Source organism: Halobacteriovorax sp. GB3, from assembly GCF_028649655.1.
Taxonomy (GTDB): domain Bacteria; phylum Bdellovibrionota; class Bacteriovoracia; order Bacteriovoracales; family Bacteriovoracaceae; genus BSW11-IV.
Window position 1 is genome coordinate 537,484 of record NZ_JAQSLN010000001.1, and the last position, 17,819, is coordinate 555,302.

The 17,819-nt window shown below is 37.6% G+C and carries 16 protein-coding genes; 9 read left to right on the forward strand and 7 right to left on the reverse strand.

What is annotated here, in order from left to right; translation table 11 throughout:
- Positions 1–4: 4 nt before the first annotated feature.
- The 3 genes from HBN50_RS02675 to sfsA form a co-directional block, all read right to left on the reverse strand.
- Positions 5–1,348 carry a hypothetical protein gene (locus HBN50_RS02675; protein ID WP_273867734.1) on the reverse strand — a complete coding sequence of 448 codons (1,344 nt, stop codon included), beginning with the start codon at positions 1,346–1,348 and terminating at the stop codon, positions 5–7.
- Between the two features lie 147 nt (positions 1,349–1,495).
- On the reverse strand, positions 1,496–2,380 hold the full coding sequence (locus HBN50_RS02680; RefSeq protein WP_273867735.1) for a polysaccharide deacetylase family protein: 885 nt from the start codon (positions 2,378–2,380) through the stop codon (positions 1,496–1,498).
- Positions 2,381–2,459: 79 nt separating this feature from the next.
- Positions 2,460–3,191 (reverse strand): DNA/RNA nuclease SfsA, encoded by a 732-nt coding sequence (sfsA, locus tag HBN50_RS02685; protein ID WP_273867737.1) that lies wholly within the window; start codon positions 3,189–3,191, stop codon positions 2,460–2,462.
- Positions 3,192–3,294: 103 nt separating this feature from the next.
- Here sfsA and HBN50_RS02690 point away from each other — a divergent pair, with 103 nt between their 5' ends.
- Positions 3,295–4,635: an HD domain-containing protein gene (locus HBN50_RS02690; protein ID WP_273867738.1), complete on the forward strand. Its 1,341-nt coding sequence runs from the start codon at positions 3,295–3,297 to the stop codon at positions 4,633–4,635.
- On the opposite strand, the gene HBN50_RS02695 is transcribed toward HBN50_RS02690, so the two are convergent.
- Positions 4,632–5,996 carry an HD domain-containing phosphohydrolase gene (locus HBN50_RS02695; protein ID WP_273867739.1) on the reverse strand — a complete coding sequence of 455 codons (1,365 nt, stop codon included), beginning with the start codon at positions 5,994–5,996 and terminating at the stop codon, positions 4,632–4,634. The genes HBN50_RS02690 and HBN50_RS02695 overlap by 4 nt on opposite strands.
- A gap of 138 nt (positions 5,997–6,134) precedes the next feature.
- Between HBN50_RS02695 and HBN50_RS02700 the strand changes: the two genes are divergently transcribed.
- The 6 genes from HBN50_RS02700 (at position 6,135) to HBN50_RS02725 (ending at position 14,177) form a co-directional block, all read left to right on the forward strand.
- Positions 6,135–7,043, forward strand: coding sequence for a class I SAM-dependent methyltransferase (locus HBN50_RS02700; protein ID WP_273867740.1), 909 nt, complete (start codon positions 6,135–6,137; stop codon positions 7,041–7,043).
- Between the two features lie 110 nt (positions 7,044–7,153).
- Entirely contained in the window at positions 7,154–8,404 is a 1,251-nt protein-coding gene (locus HBN50_RS02705) for an ATP-binding protein (RefSeq protein ID WP_273867741.1), read from the forward strand.
- A gap of 31 nt (positions 8,405–8,435) precedes the next feature.
- Complete coding sequence (gene pyrE, locus HBN50_RS02710; protein WP_273867742.1) at positions 8,436–9,074, forward strand: orotate phosphoribosyltransferase; 639 nt, start codon at positions 8,436–8,438, stop codon at positions 9,072–9,074.
- 204 nt (positions 9,075–9,278) lie between these two features.
- Entirely contained in the window at positions 9,279–10,553 is a 1,275-nt protein-coding gene (locus HBN50_RS02715; RefSeq protein ID WP_273867743.1) for a citrate synthase, read from the forward strand.
- Positions 10,554–10,603: 50 nt separating this feature from the next.
- Positions 10,604–11,662 carry a small ribosomal subunit Rsm22 family protein gene (locus HBN50_RS02720; protein ID WP_273867744.1) on the forward strand — a complete coding sequence of 353 codons (1,059 nt, stop codon included), beginning with the start codon at positions 10,604–10,606 and terminating at the stop codon, positions 11,660–11,662.
- Positions 11,663–11,759: 97 nt separating this feature from the next.
- Positions 11,760–14,177 (forward strand): cache domain-containing protein, encoded by a 2,418-nt coding sequence (locus HBN50_RS02725; RefSeq protein WP_273867745.1) that lies wholly within the window; start codon positions 11,760–11,762, stop codon positions 14,175–14,177.
- A 15-nt stretch (positions 14,178–14,192) separates the two neighbouring features.
- On the opposite strand, the gene HBN50_RS02730 is transcribed toward HBN50_RS02725, so the two are convergent.
- Together HBN50_RS02730 and HBN50_RS02735 are read right to left on the reverse strand one after the other, a co-directional pair.
- Positions 14,193–14,456, reverse strand: a complete 264-nt coding sequence (locus HBN50_RS02730) for a type B 50S ribosomal protein L31 (RefSeq protein WP_273867748.1) — start codon at positions 14,454–14,456, stop codon at positions 14,193–14,195.
- A gap of 115 nt (positions 14,457–14,571) precedes the next feature.
- Positions 14,572–14,847 (reverse strand): hypothetical protein, encoded by a 276-nt coding sequence (locus tag HBN50_RS02735; protein WP_273867749.1) that lies wholly within the window; start codon positions 14,845–14,847, stop codon positions 14,572–14,574.
- 164 nt (positions 14,848–15,011) lie between these two features.
- Here HBN50_RS02735 and rpmG point away from each other — a divergent pair, with 164 nt between their 5' ends.
- Together rpmG and HBN50_RS02745 are read left to right on the forward strand one after the other, a co-directional pair.
- Positions 15,012–15,188: a 50S ribosomal protein L33 gene (rpmG, locus tag HBN50_RS02740; protein WP_273867750.1), complete on the forward strand. Its 177-nt coding sequence runs from the start codon at positions 15,012–15,014 to the stop codon at positions 15,186–15,188.
- 148 nt (positions 15,189–15,336) lie between these two features.
- Positions 15,337–16,788 (forward strand): HD domain-containing phosphohydrolase, encoded by a 1,452-nt coding sequence (locus HBN50_RS02745; RefSeq protein WP_273867753.1) that lies wholly within the window; start codon positions 15,337–15,339, stop codon positions 16,786–16,788.
- Here HBN50_RS02745 and HBN50_RS02750 read toward each other — a convergent pair.
- The gene (locus tag HBN50_RS02750; protein WP_273867754.1) at positions 16,769–17,788 is read right to left on the reverse strand and encodes a DUF4340 domain-containing protein; all 1,020 of its coding nucleotides are present in this window, start codon (positions 17,786–17,788) and stop codon (positions 16,769–16,771) included. The two genes, HBN50_RS02745 and HBN50_RS02750, sit on opposite strands and share 20 nt — an antisense overlap.
- Between the last annotated feature and the right edge of the window lie 31 nt (positions 17,789–17,819).

Sequence of the window (17,819 nt, forward strand, 5' to 3'; positions counted from 1 at the left end):
GAGATTATTTAGAGAGAACTGATCTTAGATCGCTATAACCTTTTGTTGCAATCTGAGAACATTTCGCTTGTACTTTTTGATCAAACTCTTGAGCTTCTTTTTTGTCATCAATCGAATCAGAAAGCTTCTTTGTATTGTAGTTGTAGTGACAAATGATTTCATCAAGTGCACCTTTAACTTGCCTAGAAGGAATAAAGCTTACATCTTCTCTATAACCTAGGCTCTCTTGGAAAAGGAAACCGTAGATCTTTTTGATGTTGTTGTAGAACCACTTGTCAGCTGAAAGATCTTCTTTCTTAAAGCGACATGCATTGTAGATACTACCTGAGTTGTAAGTCCCGGCCCAAGAAGCTCTGATAAGATTTTCGAAGTTAAAATCTCTATCGAAGAAACCATTTCTTAAACAGCTCTTTGTTTTCTTCTTTACTTTCTTCATATAAGTTGAATCAGGCTTTTTCATATGGAAAGCTTGGTAAAGTGGTGCAAAAGATTTATCGTGAAGAAAGTTAAGTCCGTAGGCAAAAGTCTTTCTAAGGGACTTGTAGCTTTGCTTGGCAAAGAATTTATCTAAGTGCCAACGAATTGATAATTGCATGGCCCCAAGGTCTGATCCATCGTAACCACGAATAATATAACGAACCACTTGGTCGTTTCTAATTTCATCACAATTAGCAAGAAATGGTGTTGATCCTGTCTTAAGTGCCTTATTGAAGTTTCTAAGAGTGATCGCTTCTTTCTGCTTTTTCTCTTCAATTTCTTCATAACTCATTTTTCTGTAGTCTTCTTCCTTTGGATTAATCATCGTAAGACCACTTTGAGCATATGGGTTACAAACGCCAGGAATATCTGTTGTCTTTCTAAAGTGCATCCAAAGTCCCTCGTGTAGAGGAACAACAAGAGCTGTCATCATAAAAGCGTAGTAAGCTTTAAGATCACCTTGTCTTTTATATGAAGAAGCGATTTTGTCAGCTTCTTGCATGAGAGTTTGAAGATATTCTGTCCCATAACGTGACTTATTAATTGGCGTGTTGTGAAACTCTGGCCCATCAAGTTTTTGACCTGGAGTTAGTGCAAACGTCATATTGTCTAGAAGGGGAACACGATTTCCTGCTGCAATCTCTTGCGTATTTTCATCAGAAAAGTCTGCTGTTAGATCGATCAGACTCTTTTGCAGCTTTCTGTCTTCACTTTGCTCTGCAGAGTTAGAGTTTTTTGCATTTGCTTTTGCAGTTTGTTCTTGATTCGTCTGAGATGTTGGCTCAGTACTTGTTTCTGTCTCTTTGTCGCTTTGGCACGATACCAAAAGCACAGTCATAAGAAAGAGAAATCCTGCGGATTTAATTTTCATTGAATACCCCCAATTGTATAAATGACTGGGGCGATCCTATTAGGATATTGATAACGCGGCAAGTTAAATTGTTGAGTTGTGAAAATTCTATAGGCTTGATTTTAATAGGTTAAGGCAAAAAAAAAGGGCCCATGAAAGGCCCTCATATTAATTTAATCGACAGTCGCGACCATGGTATTTGTATTCTTCAACTTCATTTAAAGGAACAACCTTCACGCGTTCTCTTTGGGCCCACTTGAGAAGAAGTTCAGTGGCCTTAATCGAGCGCTCATGAATATCGTGCATAAGAACTACACCTCCACCTCTAGGAGATCGAATCTTATATTTTTCGACTTTGTGTTTTGTATTTCCAAAAAATGTGCGAACCGTTTTATGTTTATAGGCCGTTCCACCTACGATGTGTGCTTGAATATTAGAAGCGATATTTTCCGGCGTAAGCTTTGCAACCCAGTCCTCAGAATCAATATCCCAAAATGCAAAGTTAATGCAGTTTTCACCAAAGAGCTCATCCGAGACATCTTTCATAACATTAAAGTGGTGATACGCTTCATTTGATCCGTAAGCACCATAAGGAAAACGGTAATAAGATTCATTTTGAATAATCCCTAGATCGTTTTCGATATCTTTGATCATTTTCACTGATTTTTTTAAGTCACTGTGAAAATGGGCCCTACTTTCATTGTTATTGTTACCATGATCGTGATCGTGGCTTGCAAGGATATGTCCTTCTTTAAGAATTCTCTCAACAATTGGGAGAGTTCTCTTGTTAACATTTTTAGTAAGAATGAAAAACGTCGCTTTTACGTCATATTTTTTAAGAAGATCAAGAACGCGAGGAGTCCTCGTTGCGTGCGGTCCATCATCAAAAGTTAAAACCATCTTCTTTGTCCCGCGCAAAGAGTTTGATTTATATTGATCAAAACCTCTATCAACTTTTGGACGATAGATTTTATTAAGTTCTGGAAATTGTTTTTGAGCGGAAAAAGCTGAAATACTCAGCATGAGTCCGGCCATAAGAATAGACTTGTTCACGATAGTAACCCCCCACAAATCATGAAAATTTTTAAATTTTTAGCATAAGATGAATGAGGGGCCACGATAATTGTATTTTTTATAGCTCGTAAGGGAGGAGTTTTTCTACTTGAACTCCATTTTCATCAATCAAGCACTGGTAGGGAAGTATCTCTACGCCTGCTTTATGGGCTTCTTTTAAGAGTCTGGCATACTCGGGATCAATTTCTATTGCAGGTGCAAAAATTTCAACATCACGTCTTTGAATAATATAGAGCATGCAGGCCCTAATTCCTTGCTCTTTCAAGCTAATAAGCTCTTTAAGGTGTTTTTGTCCACGCTCACTAACTCCATCAGGAAAGATTGCTCTTCTTTCATCTTGAAGCATCGTAACGTTTTTAACTTCGACATAACATTGTTTGGTCGGCGCTTTTTTGTCACCATCATAGAGATAAATATCGATTCTACTTTTTCCAATCTTTGCTTCTGGCTTTATTGTCTCATAGCCCTGAAGTTCTTTGATTGTTCCATCAGCGATGGCCTCAACTGATATTTTATTTGGAATTGCTGTATTGACGCCAATCCATGTTTTTCCATTATGAGTCATCTCAAGAGAATACTTAAGTTTTCTTGTGGGAGAGTCGTTGAAGCTAATGAGAACTGGCCAGCCTGGTTCCCAGCACGTTTTCATGCTCCCTGTGTTGGCAGTATGGGCAGTAATGACCTCTCCCTTCTTGTGCTCTCCATGATCTTCACTTAGTTCAATATCGGCCAAAAACCTTTTATATCTCTTTAAAATGACGCCTTTAACGATGGGCTTATCAAATTTCATTTAGTCCTCCTATCATTCGGTTTGGCATTTTATGAAATAGGTTAGAATCTGGCCCGTTTTTTTGTTAAAATGTTCTAACTTGCTAATAATTCAAAAGGATTTTATGAAGAAACTTCTTCTTATCAGTCATAATGATATTATTTGTTCGTTGTATAAAACGAATCTAAAAGTTTACGTAAACTGTGAACTGGATGTTTCAAAGGGCTACCAAGAAGCTCTGGATAAACTTGAAGATGGTGAGAGCTATGATCTTATTCTCTGTGAAAGTTCTCATGGCGAACATGCGGCCGGTGCGCTCATCTACCAATATCTGGTAGAGCATGATGTTAAAAGTGAACTGATCTTACTTGGAAGAAATGATGATGTTCCTGAAGATGTTGATGCCATTGGGGATGTTACAAATATTCCCGATCTTATTAAGATGATTGCTAAGAAAGTGAATATCACAGCTAAGGACATGATTGCCCTTGATGTTCCGGATATGTTTCCACTCTCAATACGCCTATTTTATAGCCTGAAAACTTCTCCTTGTAATGTTTATTGCAAGACAGAAGATAATTATCAACTGATCTTTTCTAAGGACGGACCAGTCTGGCCAGAAATTAAGCAATACCTCGATCAAGGTGTTGGCGAGTTGTACGTTCATGCCATGGACCGTTTAAAACTTGTCAATGAATCAACGTCAGTGCTTCTTAAGATTGTGAAGAATAAACGAGATGGTGCAAGTGCCGATGAAAAAATCGATGTCACTGAGCAGGGCTTTGAAGCTGTTGCTCAAGCTTTCTTTGGTGGAGATGAGTTTAATGAAGAGCTTCTTCAGCTTTCAAATGAATGTATGTCGATGATGCAAGATGTGGTGAAAGAGATCCCAGATCTTAAAAACTTGATTCTCCTTTTAGCTAAGAATAAATCGAGCTTTCTTTTTAGTCACTCTGTGATTGCAACTTTTGTTGCTGAACATATTGTTACTGAAATCTCTTGGGGCTCTGATGCTCATAGAGAAAAGCTTAAATTTGTCTTCTTCTTTCACGACATTTTCTTAGCTCCAATCTATGCCAAGTATCCTGATCTCACTTATGAAGATTCTCTCGTTCTAGATAAGAGACTTTCAGAAAAAGAAAAAGAACAAGTCCTCTCGCACGCTAAAGATGCAGCAGAAGCGCTATCGCGTTATCCTAAAATTCCTATGGGTGCCGATACAATTATTCGTCAACATCATGGAACGACAAATGGACTTGGATTTGCGATTCAATACAAAGACGATATCTCGCCACTTTCAAAAGTGATGATTATCTCAGAGGCCTTCACTGAATCAATTCTTCGTGCTCTCAAAGAAGAGGGGGTGAAACTTGATAAGAAAAAGGCAATTGAAGATCTCAAATTGCGTTTTAGAAAACATACATATATCAAGATCATTGAAACACTTGAGAACATTCCTGTTTAAAAAAGTGTTCTTTGAAGTGAATTGAGAGGCTCTTTAAAATTTCCAACATTATAAAGAGTCTTGATCTCACGAAAGATCTTAATGAGGTTCCCTTGCTCTCCATTACTCATCGCAAGCCGAGTGGTAAAGGCGGTCGCTAAAATAAAGGCACAGCTGTGAGCAGTGAGCTTGTTGGAAGTGAGTTTTGCCGGGAATCCATCTCCTCTTGGACGTTCGTGGTGTTGAGCAATGATAAAGTCAACTTCAGAGTAGCCTTGGAAATGTCTGGCCATTTGCGCAGCTTTTGCTGGATGAAGTCTAAACTCTTCCTGCTCCTGTTCAGTAAACATCGCAAGATTTCTATCGTCGAGAGATCGAATTTTTGAGAGGTCTTCATTTGTTAACATGGAATCATAGAGAATACTTGCAAGCCCAAGTTTTTTTCTCGAAGTATCACTGGCCCAACCAAGGCCAACAAGCATGGCCTCACAGAGATAGGCGGTGAAAACGGCTTGTTCTGAAGTATCGAAATTATTAAAAGGAAAATCTACTAGTAGAGTTTTCATCTTTCCATATTGTCTAAAGACGATATTGGTCGTCTCGATCAGTTCTTTGCAAAGAAGGTTCAGCTCCTTTGTAACACCAACTTTTTGAATGTATTGGTGGGCGAGAAGAACGCCCTTAATCTGTGTTGCGATTAATATCTTTGGTGTTTGCTTATTTTTTTGTTTTAAAATAAAGAGAATTCTCTTCATTCCCTCTTCGAGTAATTTTAGAAAATCGTCTTTAAATAAGTAGAGGTGCTTAACTCCGCGCTTAGAGAAATTACTAATTTCTGCCTGAACGTATTTCTTATCTTTTGTTAGTACTTTAGCAAACTTTGTTTGAGTCAGTTCCAAGTAGGCATCGTAGGGGATTGTATTGTAGAGATAGAAATTTCTAATTCTCATAGGAAGAAGCTCTTCCTTATCGATTTCAATAATACTTTGTTCAAACTCTTCTTTTCTAACCCAATCGAGACCGGCCTTAACTATTTTTTTAAAGGAGTGAATATCAAAAGGCTTAATAAGGATCTCGTTGACTTCACTTTCTTCAATGAGCTGCTCATCGATTCTAGAAGAAATGTGAACTTTCTCGCCAACAAAGATGATAGGTCTTTCTCCGGCGAGATCGATAATATTTTGAGCAATCTGACTAGGTTCTTCATTTTTTAGACCGGCTTCAATTAAAAAGAGAGAAAAGCTCTCTTCAGAACCAATCTTTTCTATGGCCTCATCTCCATGTATGCAAAAGACAACTTCAAGCTTCGTGAAGTGGCTTGCAAAGAGATTTCTATAATAAGTCCATAAATCTTTTTCATCGCAGACAAATAGGGCCTTCAAATACTTTCCTTTATTAGGGAGTTTCTCTATGTATCTTATCACTATTCGAGTTATTAAATTGATAACTTAAGGATTACGGAGTAAAGATTTATTAACTCGTAAAAATTCAGTAGTAATTCGCTTTCTAGGAAAAAGAATGTGGCAAAATTAGATCTATTTACAACGCTCATACAAAAGATCAGCGAGACTCAATCACAGGCTCCTCACTCTTACAGGCTTTTTCATGGAAGAGGTGGACGCTATGAGGGGCTAGAGCATATTTGTGTCGACCAATTTGGCGAGATTCTTCTGGTAACACTCTTTAAAGAAGAAGAGTGTTTTAATCTACTGCTTGAGATGCTGAGCAAAACCGATCACAAAAAAGCCTATATTCAAAAGAGATATCTTCAAAGGGCCGAAATAGAATGTTTTAAAGGGCAAGAAGTTGAAGTTGAAACTTTTGCTAAATGGAATGATTTAAAATTTCATTTAAACTTCCACGGTATTCAAAACCTTGGCTACTTCCTCGATATGGAAAAGGGCCGTCAATACGTTCATGATCACAGTAAAGGTCGGAAGATTCTCAATCTCTTTAGCTTTACTTGCGCCCTTTCTGTTATTGCAAAAGATGCTGGGGCTGAGTCAGTTCTCAATGTTGATATGAGTAAAGGGGTTTTAAAAAGAGGAAGAGAAAACCATCAACTCAATGGTCACGATCTTCGAAGCGTTAGCTTTCTCTCGCACGATATTATGAAGTCGATGGGAAAGCTTACTAAGCTTGGTCCCTTTGATGGCATTATCCTCGATCCACCAACCAGTCAGGGAAAGAGCTTTCAAATCGAGAAGGACTATCCAAAAATTCTTAGACGAGTTTCATCAATGCTTTCTCCTGGCGCTTGGCTGATGGCCTGTGTGAACTCCCCATTTCTTGAGGTTTCCACGATAAAAGACTGGTTTGAAAGTAATTGTGAAGATTTAGAATTTCAGGAGGTTTTTTATTCCTGTGAGTCCTTTGAAGAGCTTCGTGATTCAAGTGGCTTAAAGGTTCTGATCTATAAAAAGACATAATTTAGAGGCAAAATTGAATATTAACATTAACCTAATTTTAATTAGTTAATCCTCAATTAATTGATTCTTAAGACTAAGCCTATAATAAATTTCAGGATTGGTCGTTGCTTATGAAAAAAATTGAAATTAATGATTTGGACGAGATTTCTCGCTCCTTTAGAGAAGAATCAAATCTGGCCTTGTGTCTGGATCGAGTGGCTCCCATTTTATGTGAGTACCTCAAGGTTCATCGCTTATTTTTGATTGAAATCGCCGGCGATAGTGGTGGTGTCTTGATTTTAAAAGATCAATTCGAACACGCCGTTGATGGAGTTGAAAAAGTTCACAACAACATTAACCTTCAAAAGTCGGATTCCCCATTAGTCTCTAATATTTACTTCGACTACTTTTGCGCAGGAAAGTCTTATATCGCTAGAGGTGAACAAGTTCGTCAATTTGGAGAGGGAATCATTGAATCTTATCAGCAGTACAAAAATAAGATGACAGCTCTTTGTCCTGTTCTCGTTCAGGGGGAACTTGTCGCTCTTTTAGGTGTCAATGACCTCGATGATGAAAGGCATGAATTTGAAGAGGAGCAAAAATTCTTAGAGTTTATTGCAAGAAATGTAGAGTCAAAATTAGAGGGGATGAATTATCAATCAAATCTTGGATCAATTGATGAAAATACAGAAAGACTTGCTACGCTTGGTAAAATGACCGCTGGAATTGTCCATGAAATCAATAATCCCATGTTTGTCATCTATGGCTACTCAAGTAAGATTCAACAAATGCTCGAGCGCAATGATCTTAATGAAGAGAAGCTCGATGGTTACGCCTCTATGATTCAAAAAAACTGTAAGCGGATCAATGGAATTATATCTGGACTTCAAACTCTATCGCGTAATTCAAGTCGTGATGACTTTGAAGTGACGAGTTTAAATAATATTGTGGAATCGACCTTAGATTTTTCTAAGGAGAGGATTAGACTTGGTGAAATCAAGCTAGATGTAGAGCTAAGTGAGGATGATCTTCCAATTGAGTGTAAATCGGGACAGATCGTTCAAGTTCTAACAAATCTTTTAAATAATGCCTATGATTCACTTGAAGGACAAAGTGGCCAGAGATGGATAAAGATTGAGAGTGAATCAAAAGATGATCGTGCGCTCGTTCGCGTAACGGACTCTGGAGAGCCTTTATCAGAAGATCTTCGAGAGAAGTTGATGGCCCCATTCTTTACGACAAAAGGTCAGGGAAAAGGCACAGGATTAGGACTTCATATATCGAGAGAAATTTTAAAGCGCCACGATGGTAGGCTTTTTATTGATGAAGATTCAAATCATGTTAGCTTTGTGGTTGAACTTCCCATGCTGCAATATGAGTGATAAATTAGATTAAAAACTTCTCGAGGTTTTCATGTCTGATTCTTCAAATCTTGTTGCTAAAACTCTTCTTGAACTTAAGTGTGTCCAATTTTCTCCCAATGAACCTTTTACCTATGCTTCTGGTTTAAAAGGTCCCATGTATTGTGACAATCGATTATTACTCTCACATCCAAAAGAGCGCTCACTAGTGATTGATCTCTTTATCAAAGTGATTGAAGAAAATAATCTTTCTTATGATCAACTTGCAGGTCTTGCAACAGCGGGAATCCCACATGCTGCCTTTATTGCTGATCGCTTAAAAAAGCCCATGCTCTACATTAGAAGTAAGGCCAAGGGACATGGAAAGGGCAACCAGATTGAGGGAAGATATAAAGAAGGGGAGAGATTGCTTCTAGTCGAAGACTTGGTTAATCAGGGCTCAAGTCTTGAGAAGGCGGTTTTGGCCGCCAAGGAAAGTGCTCTGGAATTGAGCGGGTGTCTCTCTATTGTCGACTATCAAATGGAGCAGGCCCATGCTCGTCTTAAGAAGTTCGATCTTACTCTCTTTTCGCTAACAGATTTCACCTCACTTGCCGATACGGCACTAGAAATGAAGCTCATTGATAGGACGGGACGTGAAATTTTAGAAAAGTGGCATGCTGCGCCGGCAGACTGGCAAGCTCCTCTATAAATTTCAGTTAATTAGACGCACCTAATAACGACAAATCGTATATTTGTTAGTAGGTTAGCGATAATGACTCCTTTAGGCTTGGCCCTGTGCTAAAATTTGAGCCTCATGTAAGACCAAAAACCTTTGGAACATTGAACGATAGATTAAGATTACAACGACTTGTCGTAATATATTTCTCAGAAACCTATATTTGGAGGATTTTTTATGTCCAATGTAAAATTAGAACTCGATGGTAAAACGATTGAACTTCCTGTGATCGAAGGATCGGAAGGGGAGAAGGCCATCGATATCACGAAGCTTCGTGCTGAAACTGGTTATGTCACTATTGATAGTGGTTATGGAAATACTGGATCTTGTACTTCGGAAATTACTTTCCTAGACGGTGAGAAGGGAATTCTTCGCTACCGTGGATACCCTATTGAACAACTTGCAGATAAGTCGAACTTTGTTGAAGTTGCTTACCTTTTAGTTTTTGGAAAACTTCCATCTGCTAGTGAACTTGCTGAGTTTAACAAGCTTATCGCTGATAACTCTGAACTACCGGAAGGTGTTAAGAAGATTATCGATTCATTCCCATCAGATGCTCACCCAATGGGTGTTCTTTCATCTGTAACTGCTGGTCTTTCAGCTTTCTATCCTGAGCTTCTTGGTGCAGAACTGAGCGCTTCAGAGCAAACGAAGGCCATTGCTCAACTTATGGGGCAAACGAAAACAGCGATGGGTTACTTCTTTAATAAGACTCAAGGAAAAACTCCAAAGTCGACAGATGCTAACCTTGATTACTCAACAGATTTCCTAAGCATGATGTTTAATAAAGACGGTGAAGTGGATGCAGACGTTGCAAAAGCTCTAGACGTTCTTCTTATTCTTCACGCTGATCACGAGCAAAACTGTTCAACTTCAACAGTTAGAAATGTTGGTTCATCACACGCTAACGTTTTTGCAACAATCTCTGCTGGGATTGATGCTCTTTGGGGACCACTACACGGTGGAGCAAACCAAGCTGTTCTTGAAATGCTTGAAGAAATTCAAAATGACGGTGGAGATTACAAGAAATTTATCGGTAAAGCGAAAGACAAAAATGATTCATTCCGTCTTATGGGATTTGGTCACAGAGTTTATAAGAACTTTGATCCAAGAGCTAAGATCATCAAGAAAGCATGTGATGTTGTTCTTGAGAAGCTTGATGTTAAAGACCCACTTCTTAACATCGCTAAAGGTCTAGAAGAGGAAGCTCTTAAAGATCCATACTTTGTTGAAAGAAAGCTTTATCCTAACGTTGATTTCTATTCTGGGATCATCTATAAGGCCTTAGGAATTCCAACAAACATGTTTACAGGTATGTTTGTTCTTGGTCGTCTTCCTGGTTGGCTAGCTCAGTGGAAAGAACTTCGTGAGTCGGGAGCTAGAATTGCTCGCCCACGTCAGATCTACACTGGGGCGACAGAGAGAAACTACGTTGATCAAAACGAAAGATAATCGCTAAATTGGCCCTCTTCTAAAGTGGGCCTTTTTTTTTTGGAAAAGAAATGAACGGAAACACTTTAAGGCCTTTGCTATTAAATCCCAATCTTCCAGAGACTAAACTCGTCGATAAACTCAAAGAGGTGAGTGCTAATTTTACTTCTTCGCGTGATCAGATTGGAAAGTACGTTTTAGATGAGGACATGGTTAGTGCCTATGCCGCATTTTTTCTTCCTACAAATATTCCGAAATTTCACTTCTTAATGAATCAATTGAGTGAAGAGGTTAAGAGTTACCTAAAAGATGCAACCTTCATTGATATTGGTTGTGGCCCTGGAACTTATTCTGTGGCCTTTTTAGAGGCCTTAAATGCCAAGGGACGAGTTCACCTTGTCGACTCTAGCCCTTTAATGCTTAAACAAGCTCAAAAGATCATTAGTGCTCTCTATCCAGAGGCTAATGCCACGTACAGCTCAGAAGTTCAAGTGGAAGATTCTAAGCGCGTTCTTTTTTGGGGTAATAGTCTCAATGAGATGGGGGTTAAGGCCGCTAAAAAGATCTTAGAAAAAGTTCAAGCAGATATGATTCTCTTTATTGAGCCTGGAACAAAAGAAGTCTTTGATCAGGTACATCTTTTAAGAGAGAGTTTAATTGAAAAGGAATTTGATATTCTCTATCCTTGCCAAGATTCTAAAAAATGCCCTGCTGCTAAAAATGATAAGGAGTGGTGTCACCAAGTTCTTCGCATGACCCATGAATTATCTATTGAGCGATTGGGACAAATGGCAAAAATTGATCGAAAGATCATGCCTTTTATTGGCCACGTCTACTCCAAAAAAACACTCTTTGAACATGGAAATACATCGGCCCTCCTTTTTCGCTTTCTACAGGAGACTAAATTTTCTTTCAATTGGCAATTGTGTGCAAATGTTGAAGGAGAGTTAAAGCTTATTCATGTTGAAGTTATGAAGAAGGATCTCGGCAAAAAAGTAGCAAAAGAATTCAAGAAATTAAGTGTCGGGTGTCGAGTTGAATATGAGGTTTTGAAGGTATTAAAGGACAATCATTTAAGAATTCGTGTGCAAAATTTAGACGATCTCTTGAGTTTTTCTTTGAATACTTAGGGTTCCCAAAGCTTCTGTCATTTTCTTTGTTATTTGCCAAAATAATCTTTTGAATAAACCGATAGTGTCTCCATAATCAATGTTAGTGGAAACATCTGTGAATCAAAGAAAGTCTATATTTACAGTCTTTAAAAGAAGGTTGGCTTTTGTCAGCTTAGCCTGCTTTGTTGTGCTTGCTTTCTTCTGGATGGGTGAACTTTATTTTGGTTACCAAGGTCACTACGAAGAGATTAAAAATGATGTTTATCATGACAAAGAACTTTTGATTCGATCTCAAGTAAATAATGCCATTCAATTTATTTCCAATAAAAGACAGAAAGTAGAAGTCCATCTAAGGGAGAAGTTAGAAGATAAAGTTTCAAGTGTTGCTAAGTCGATTGAAGGACACGACAAGGCCTTTAGATCAAAGGACTCACTCGAAGATTTTATTATTAAATCTCTTCGTGGTCTCGAGTATAAAAATAATCGTGACTACTTCTTTGCCTTTTCTAGAAATGGGAAAATGATTTTTCATGGAAATAATAAAAAGCTTCAAGGTAAGCATGTTCCTTTTCTAAAAGATGAAAAGGGCAATCTTATTATGGAAGAGTTTATAAAAACGGGAATGGGTGGTGGAGGATTCTACGACTACTGGTGGAAGCATCCTCAGACTCATCTGGTCGATCGAAAATTTTCTTATGTTAGAAGAATTGGGCTCTCCGATTATTTTATCGCAGCTGGTGAGTATTACTCAGATGTCGAAAAAAGAGTAAAAGACGATGTTATTGAGTGGTTTCGATCAATTCGTTTTGAAAATGGTGAAGGCTACCTTTTTGTATTTACTGAAGATGGACATCAATTATTAAATCCTGGAAGTCCTGAAATTGAAGGAACTTCTGTTGTAAAACTCAAAGATGCGAGGGGCCGAGAATTCGTCTCAGATATAATGAATGCGGCTAAGTCCTCTGGGGGTGGAGTCACTAAGTATTTTTGGAAGAAACCTACAAATGGTATTGTCAGTGAAAAATTGACCTTTGTACGTTTTGATCCTATGTGGAAATGGGTTATTGGAACGGGGATCTATCTTGATTCAGTTGAGAAAATTCTCGCTGTTAAAAGATCACATCAAAAGAAAGAGATCTTTTTAAAAATTATCTTGATTGTAGTTATTGCAGGACTGCTTTTCTTTCTCTTTCAGTATAACAACCATAAATTCTTTAAAAAGATTAATTCTGAAACAAGTAACATCATTCAGTACTTCTCAAAAAGTCATGAACTAGAAGAGAAGTTAGATATTGAAAATATATATTACGAAGAGTTTTATCATATTGTTGAAGCTTACAATCAAATGATTGAAAAACATGTCAAAGTGGAACAAGAAAAAGAGAGTCTCCAAGTTCAGGTTCTCGAATCTATGGAAGAGAGTGTTAGGATTAAAAATGATTTTCTAGGTACTGTCTCCCATGAACTTAGAACTCCATTAAATGGGATTAAGGGGATGTGTGAGCTCTTAGAGGGAACAGAATTAAGTGATGAACAAAAAGAATATCTTGGAACTCTTGATGGTTGTTCTGAACGATTAAACATTCTTATTCACGATCTACTAGACTATTCACGTCTAGAGACGGGAAAATTTAAGCTTTTCAAAAAGAGCTTTTCTTTAAATGAGATCATATCTACTCTTGAAAATATTTATAACTTTCGTGCAAAAGAAAAGAGCATCGAATTCTCTATTACGACAAATGCCAAAAAGGATGTGAATATTATCGGTGATGATATGCGTATTCTTCAAATCGTAATGAATCTTCTCGATAATGCTTTCAAATTCACTAATACTGGAAAAGTAGAGCTTGTGATTAATGCTTCTTCAATAAAAGATTCGATAAAGCTTGATTTTCAAATTCAAGATACAGGAATTGGTATCTCCGATAAGAAAAAGGCAACTATTCTCGAGTCCTTCTCTCAAGAGGAATCCACAAACTCTAGGCGTTATGACGGTTTGGGCCTTGGTCTAAGTATCTCTAAGAAGTTAATTGAGATGATGGGTGGAACGATTGGGTTTGAAAGTGAAGAGGGGACAGGTTCTGTTTTTTACTTCTTTGTCGTTGCAAAGCTCGACCATACTGTGACGAGTGTTAATGAGCAGTGGGAAGATCAAATTAAAGGCCTTCGCATTCTCATTGCTGAAGATAATCCTGTTAATTTGAAATTGATTAAAAAGCTTCTTGAAAAAAGAGGTCTTTCGCCGGATATCGCCTTGAACGGACAAGAGGCCGTGGATGCTGCTCTTTTAAATGATTACGATATGATTCTTATGGACATTCAAATGCCGATTCTTGATGGAATGAATGCTTCTCTTAAGATTAGAGAGTTCGTTGGTAGTACGCCTTTCATTGTTGCCCTAACGGCCAATATGGAAGAGGTTACAAAAGAAGAGTGTTACAAGAGTGGAATGAATTACTTTGTTTCAAAGCCAATTAAGAAAGATAAATTGAAAGAGATTGTTGAAGTTTATACAAAAGAAAAAGGCTCCTGACGGAGCCTTTTTTGATTATTTCTTTTTAAGAGCAGCGTAAGAATTTCCAAATTTCTTCTTGAACTTCTCAATACGTCCTTCAGTATCAAGAACTTTTTGCTTCCCAGTATAGAATGGGTGTGAAGCTGAAGAAATATCAAGCTTAACCATTGGATACTCTTTTCCTTCGAAAGTAGTCGTTAGGTCAGTCTTGATTGTTGATTTTGTAAGAATTTCTTCTCCACAAGAAACGTCGTGGAAAACTACTTCTCTGTACTCTGGGTGAATACCTTTTTTCATAATAAAACCTCTGATTTCGTTACATTGCTTGATACAATGATTCTTAAATATAAGTCTTAGGAATTTCGCTAATTTTCGGCCTGTTGTCAATAGGCAAAGCCCGAATTAGTAAAGTTTAGTGGGCGCTACAGCTTGAGCAACCATCGCCACTTTGTCCATTCGTAGCATCAACAAATTCCCATGAGTCGTAACGAGAGTTGAGAGCGTCCATGGCTTCTTCAAGAGAGTAGTGTTCAGATTGAAAGAGTTCTTTATCGTCAAAATCAGTTACTGTGACGAAGAAAAGCTCTTGGATCTCATTTTCATCACTTGGCTCAGCTCCAAGACTGATAAAGGCCTTGAGTTTTAAGTTCTTGAAATGACAATAAGTCCAGTTTTCATTTGTGATCATATTTGCTCTCGAGCACCATCAAATGGGCCATCTAACGTTTTTTTTTCATGTTTTATCAGTTTTTGGTTGTCATGCCAAACGGAATCTAGTAAGTTTTCCAGACCGCTATTGGTTTAGTTATTAGTTAATATATTGATTTTAAATAGTTTATATTGGAGGCTGTCGTGGCAAAGGGACCTAGAGTAGTTATTACACTTGAGTGTACAGAGGCGAGAAAGTTAGGAAAATCTCCTTCACGTTACACTACAACAAAAAACAAGAAGACGAACCCAGATCGTCTAGAGATTAAGAAATACAATCCATTTCTTAAGAGACACACTGTTCACAAAGAAATTAAATAATTTCTCGATATAAAAGGCCCTTCTTCTAAGAAGGGCTTTTTTTTGCCTTTTTTTACTTTCACCCACTTACTCATTCAATTTTTCTTTAGATTTTTAGGATAAATACCGATCTGTGTTAAAGTAAAACCTAGCTAATAGGGGATAAACTTTGGCCTTAAATGTACTGCTTGCTGATCCTGATTCCGAATGGTTGGAAACAGTCGGTAAGTTTCTTCGAGATCAATTCTATCAAGTAAAATGTGTTACCAATGGTAAGGACGCACAGCTGTCTTTATACAATGATAAATATTTTGCTGTGATTATCAATTGGGACTTGAAAAATCATGCAGGAAGCCAGGTTTTAAAGTTTATTCGCACAAATTATCCCTCTCAAAAAGTCATTCTCGTTCTAGAAAATGATGGGCTCTATGCTTCTGGCCAATATGATGAAGAGAAGTTGAAAAAACTTGGAGCAACAGAAATCGCTCTAAAGCCATTTGAAATCTCACATTTAAAAGAATTATTAGAAGGTCACCAGAGTCTTGGAGATCTCGTTTCTTCTCTGCCAAAGAGGGAAGGTCTCTCTGAAGAGGAAGAAGTTCAGCTTCAAGATGAAGAGTTTACAAGTGTTAACATCAATAGCTTCTATTCTTCAAAAGCAGTTCTCTTTGATATTTATATTCGCCTTTCAAGTGGACGCTATGTAAAGATCTTGCATGCTGGAGATAACTTTTCAAAAGAGCGAATTGATAAATACAAAAATGACAAAGGTGTTGAGAATCTCTACTTTCATAAAAGTGATAGAAGAAAATTCATTCAATATAATAACTACTTAACAAGAAAGGTCGTTGGAAATAAACAACTTCCTGGTTCTGTTAAAATCGATATGATGAAAAATGTGGCCGATAAATTCGTTGAAGAAATTCATACGCAAGGGGTAAAGCCACAAGTTGTTGATCAAGGAAAAGAAGTTTGTAAAACCCTCTTTCGTCTGGTTGAAAAACAAGATGATCTCTACAAAGTTTTAAAAGAGCTTGAGCAGGACGATCCCAATATCTTCACTCATAGCTTCCTTGTTAGTCTCTATTCAACGGCGATTATTAAGCAATTTGAGTGGCAATCTCAAATTACAATCGAATCGACGGCACTTGCTTGCTTACTTCACGATATTGGAAAAACAAAGCTTCCAAAAGAGCTTATTTCCATGCGACCTGAAGATATGAACGATGAGCAGCTTGAAGAGTACCAAAATCACCCACAATACGGTGCTGAGATCGTAGAGCAAAATAGAATGATTAATAACTCTGTTAAGCAGATTATTTTACAACACCATGAGTGTTATGATGGAAGTGGTTTTCCATTTGGAAAGAGGGGATCAAAGATTCTAACGCTTGCTAATATCGTTAAACTTGCCGATGACTTCACCCACATCATGCTCGATGAGAAAAAGAGTCCGACAGAGGCCCTCAAATCAATTCTCATGAACCAAGAGATGGTGGCCCGCTATAACTCAATGATCGTTGAAAATTTCATTAAGGTCTTTGTTGATCCTGCAAAAATTGAAAGGGAAGCAAAAGTTCTCCCTTCAAATAGTCGCATGGTTAATAAAAAAGCTTCTTAATTGTCAGTGGAGGGAAGTTCCTCTGTCTTTTCGAGAAAAGCTCAAGAGCATTCTTATGAACAATGAACGGGTGTTGTCTATTAGATGCTCGAATGATGAAGTTCTGCTTTTTTTCAAGCTTGATATCAGGGAGAGTTGTGAAAATATAAGAGACATCGTAATTGATGCTTTTATTTTCTTTTGTCTCAACAACAATTCGATAAAGTGGTTTGCTTAGATATTGATCAATCTTTTCTTGTTGCTCTTGGGTTCTCGAGTCTAGGATATAATTACTCTTTGTCGTTAGAAGCTCTTGCAGATAAGTTTCAACTGTTCCTGAGTTTAACTTTCCCTTAGGGCCACTCCAAGTGGCATCTTCATCGCGAAGAATTTCAAGTCTTGTTTTACTTTGTTCGTTTTGGCGAAAAATCTTGAAAGACTGAATATCTGTAATATTCATTGTAAAAATTCTCGAGTCAACAAAGTCGGGAAGAGATAGTCTTTCTAACTTTGGAAGAATATTATCTACGTGATAAATTGCATCGAGTCCTTCAAGCGTTAAGTAGGTCGAGTTATCAATTGAGTTAATAAGACCAAAGTGAATGGTTTTCTTTTCCGTTTTATTTTGTAGCGTTAAAGAAAGAGAGGGACTCTCTAATTGGAAGTTAGACATATTGATCGTATCTTTTGGATAGATCTTTCTAATCTTTAAAGATCCAATGGCATTTTTAATGATATCGATCGTCTTGATGTTTGCATCAATTCTTCTTGGAGCTGTAAGTAGCCAGTGGTCATTCTTTTCTAAGTTAAATTGACCGAGGTTATTTTTAAATTGAATGATACTAAAAGTGTCTAGTTGTTCTGAAGTTAGGAGTTGACGGTATTTTTCAAGTTCCTTTGTCGTCGTCACAGGAGCTTGGAAAAATTCACTAGCGAGCCCACCAATAATGAGTGAAAAGGTAAAGAGGGCAAGTACCCATGAAGAAATCGTATTTTTATTGATTTGTAAGTTTACTAGCATATAAATGTCCTATTTTAAGAACATTTTAGCT

Coding starts and splice junctions, on each gene's coding strand:
- HBN50_RS02675 (WP_273867734.1), bottom strand. CDS start 1,348: ATGAAAATTAAATCCGCAGGATTTCTCTTTCTTATGACTGTGCTTTTG.
- sfsA (WP_273867737.1), bottom strand. CDS start 3,191: ATGAAATTTGATAAGCCCATCGTTAAAGGCGTCATTTTAAAGAGATAT.
- HBN50_RS02690 (WP_273867738.1), top strand. CDS start 3,295: ATGAAGAAACTTCTTCTTATCAGTCATAATGATATTATTTGTTCGTTG.
- HBN50_RS02705 (WP_273867741.1), top strand. CDS start 7,154: ATGAAAAAAATTGAAATTAATGATTTGGACGAGATTTCTCGCTCCTTT.
- pyrE (WP_273867742.1), top strand. CDS start 8,436: ATGTCTGATTCTTCAAATCTTGTTGCTAAAACTCTTCTTGAACTTAAG.
- HBN50_RS02715 (WP_273867743.1), top strand. CDS start 9,279: ATGTCCAATGTAAAATTAGAACTCGATGGTAAAACGATTGAACTTCCT.
- HBN50_RS02720 (WP_273867744.1), top strand. CDS start 10,604: ATGAACGGAAACACTTTAAGGCCTTTGCTATTAAATCCCAATCTTCCA.
- HBN50_RS02730 (WP_273867748.1), bottom strand. CDS start 14,456: ATGAAAAAAGGTATTCACCCAGAGTACAGAGAAGTAGTTTTCCACGAC.
- HBN50_RS02735 (WP_273867749.1), bottom strand. CDS start 14,847: ATGATCACAAATGAAAACTGGACTTATTGTCATTTCAAGAACTTAAAA.
- HBN50_RS02750 (WP_273867754.1), bottom strand. CDS start 17,788: ATGCTAGTAAACTTACAAATCAATAAAAATACGATTTCTTCATGGGTA.